Source organism: Methanospirillum sp. (genome assembly GCF_028679455.1).
Taxonomy (GTDB): domain Archaea; phylum Halobacteriota; class Methanomicrobia; order Methanomicrobiales; family Methanospirillaceae; genus Methanospirillum.
Genome location: NZ_JAJRBM010000370.1, coordinates 1 through 3,304 on the forward strand (window position 1 = coordinate 1; position 3,304 = coordinate 3,304).

General features: G+C 41.7%; 2 protein-coding genes. One reads left to right on the forward strand and one right to left on the reverse strand.

Features of this window, described 5'->3' with window-relative positions; genetic code table 11:
• Positions 1 to 73 precede the first annotated feature (73 nt).
• On the reverse strand, positions 74 to 1,198 hold the full coding sequence (locus tag LUQ50_RS12550; protein ID WP_300040182.1) for a KamA family radical SAM protein: 1,125 nt from the start codon (positions 1,196 to 1,198) through the stop codon (positions 74 to 76).
• Between the two features lie 227 nt (positions 1,199 to 1,425).
• On the opposite strand from LUQ50_RS12550, the gene LUQ50_RS12555 reads away from it, so the two are divergent.
• Positions 1,426 to 3,304: PAS domain S-box protein (locus tag LUQ50_RS12555; RefSeq protein WP_300040183.1), on the forward strand; the 1,879-nt coding region annotated here is incomplete at its 3' end.

The following is a 3,304-nucleotide window of genomic DNA, read 5'->3' on the forward strand; positions in this document are numbered from 1 at the left end:
GCTTTTCCAAAACAGATCAATTGTGGTTTGTTTCGTTATGGTTTATCATATGTGCGTTATTTAAAAAAATCGGCTAAAAAAGCCAAGTCATCTTCGGAACCATATCTGTCAGCCTGTGCTGGTAATCCTCAAGCCATCGTGCCCGTGGATTTGGTTTGAATACGAGCATACTGTTCAGATCTGACAGGGAGACAGCTTGGTGATATTTCATAAAAATATGTTTGCTGGTTTTCCCTACAATTTCTATCTTCCCGGATTTATGAGACATAATATACCGTGCTCGCTTTGCTAGACCTGAACAACAGCCCTGTGCTTCATGAATAATATGCATGGCCTGTTCAATCGGGACAGTCAGGTGTCGGTTTCCTGAAGTGGGTCTGCATTGAAAGACATAATACGGCGGTACTCCGAGTTTGGCCAGCATTTTGAAGAGTGAGGCCATAACTTCAGGAGTGTTATTAACCCCCTCAAGTATCGGAGTCTGGTTGACTAGTTCAGCACCGGTGTTCTTCAATTTAGAGATCGCCGTTTTAGCACTTTCTGTCACCTCATGCGGATGGTTAAAATGATTGATGAGGTAGATCTTCTCTTCCTGACTAGCGTGTTTAGCAAGAACATCACATATATCTGTGGTATCAGATAACCGGTGTGGATCATACGCTGGAACTTTACTACCGATCCTGATGATTGGTTTGCTGGGTAACTCCCGGACTTTACTTAAAATAGTATCAAGTTTTGATGCACCAAGCATCAGAGGATCTCCCCCTGAGAGTAGAACATCAGTCAGATCAGGTTGTTTCTGGAGATAATCAATTGCCTTGTTAACATCACATACAGGGGGTGGGTTCTCTCCGGTGAATAAACGCTTCCTGAAGCAGAACCGGCAGATACCAGCACATGTATTACTTACCAGAAGCAGTGCTGTTTGAGGATATTTATGTTGAATACCAGGAATTGGCGTAAATCCTTCCTCTCCAGACGGATCTAATGAACCTGGGTTTGCAAGTTCCTGAGGATCAGGAATGATTATTTTCCTAATTGGATCCCTGGGATTATTGTGATCGATCAAAGAGAGATAATACTCATTGGACCGGAACGGATACACACGTTCAACAGATTCCAATTTTGTTACCTGTTCAGGATCAAGAATCTCATTTAAGGGAGACTTGTGTATAGAATCATAGTACTTAGTTGACATAGAAGACTCCAAAAAATTTGTGGAGGATTGACCTCATGGGTTGGTAGGATGACGAGGTCCTCGTATTGCAGCTGGAGTGTCCCATCATATGAGTAATAATGAGACGAATATGTAATTAGTAACTATGATATAAGAATCTTCTTATGTATAATTAGCATTAATAGTAACTAATAAATTGCCTGAACTTCAGATGATTTATCTCATCATACGCTGAAACAGTGAGTAGAATGGCACGAACCCCTGTAGAGGGACTTCAAAACGATATTCGGGATATACTCCAGACACATACAAAAGGGTTGAGTATCGAAGAGATCTCTACTTGTCTCTCTATCAGCAGGACAACAACTGCAAAATATCTGAATGCTATGGAGCAGACCGGTCAGATAGAGTCACGGCCATATGGTCCTGCAAAGGTATACACTCTGGTTGAACGGGTCCCGGTCAATAACCTTCTCTCCCTGCTTCCACACCCGATCCTGATGCTTGATGATTCCCTGGTGATTAAGCAGATAAATGAATCATTCTTGAATTTTTTTCAGTTATCTGAAGAGGAACTCATCGGCAGGGATATCAGATATAGCCCTCTCGGAGCATACATGAGCGAAGCTAGACTTGATCTCCTCAATCAGGCGATTAACGGTGAACCTCAGTTTATTGAAGAGGACATAACCCGCAATAATGTCACAACTTTTTTTTACATCAGGATAGCGCCCACCCTTTTTGAGCAGGGAACAAAAGGGATTGTCATCATACTTGAGGATATCACTCAACTCAAGAATACCCTGACACATATGGAGGAACTTGTCAAAGAACGAACAACCGAACTCGAAACTGTCAATAAAAAAATTGGTGAAGAAAATACCAGATACAAAAAGGTCAGAGAAGAACTTGAATTCAGTAAGCATCAGTATGAACAACTAGTGGAGAACTCGACTGATCTTATTCTCAAATTCTCATCTAAAGGCGAATTGATATTCAGTAACACCCTCGCTGCCAAAGTCCTTGGAATTGATTCTCCGGAGAAAAAATATTTCCTGAAAGGTGTATGCATACCAGATATCCCTGACATGCAGGAGTTTGCAGATTCTCTGATAGATTCACTTCTAGTCGGCAGAGACCTGATAAAAAGAAAAGAAATTGAGTACTTTATTGCAAACCAGCCGATCTGGATATCCTGGACTTTCAAAAAAATATCACCCCATAATCGCTCCTCCCCAGAGATACTTTGTATCGGTACTGATGTCTCTGAACGGGTCCAGTCTGAACGAAAGCTCAAAGAATCAGAGCATAGCCTTTCAGGTGTGATCAATCACCTTCCTGATCCCACCTTTGTGATCGATACTGATCGCCGTGTAATCCTTTGGAATAAAGCAATGGAAGAGATGACCGGAGTAAGATCAGAGCATGTTATCGGTAAAGAACGGTCACTCTTCACACCTTCGATCTTTGGATACAGCCGTCCAATTCTTGCAGATTTTGTCTTTGATCCAGATAATATTGAGATTAAACGCTTTTTCCAGAATATGACAAAGGAAGATGGAGTCCTGACCGCAGAGACAAAAGGAATAGGGAAGGATGGAAAAGAGGTGATCTTCTGGGTCAAAGCTTCTCCGTTAATGGATGTTGAAGGAACCACCATCGGGGCAATTCAGTCGATGCGTGACATTACATCAATTCGTACTCTTGAAAATGCATTAATAAAAAGTGAAGAACTGGTTAGAAACATTTTGAATGCTTCAAAAGACCTGATTGTAGTCCTTAGTGCTGACAGGCAGTATATCTTTGTAAACAAGGCGTACGAAATATTTTTCAATTGTGACGGGAAAGAACTCAAAGGAACCCATATATCAGAAATTCCTCTTCCGGGAGATGCGGAATTCTGGAGGATGACTCTGGATTCGGTGATGAGAACCCGTCTTGGTAACCGGGTTGAGTTATCCTTTTCATATCAATCCCGGGATATCTGTCTCGATTGCTATTTGATTCCATTTTTCAGGGAATCTTCAGGTGAGATGCAGATACTTCTTGATTTCAGAGATATTACCAGGTTAAAAGGGAAGGAAACAACCCTCTGGGAAGACGAGATAACACTACAGGAGATCGGAA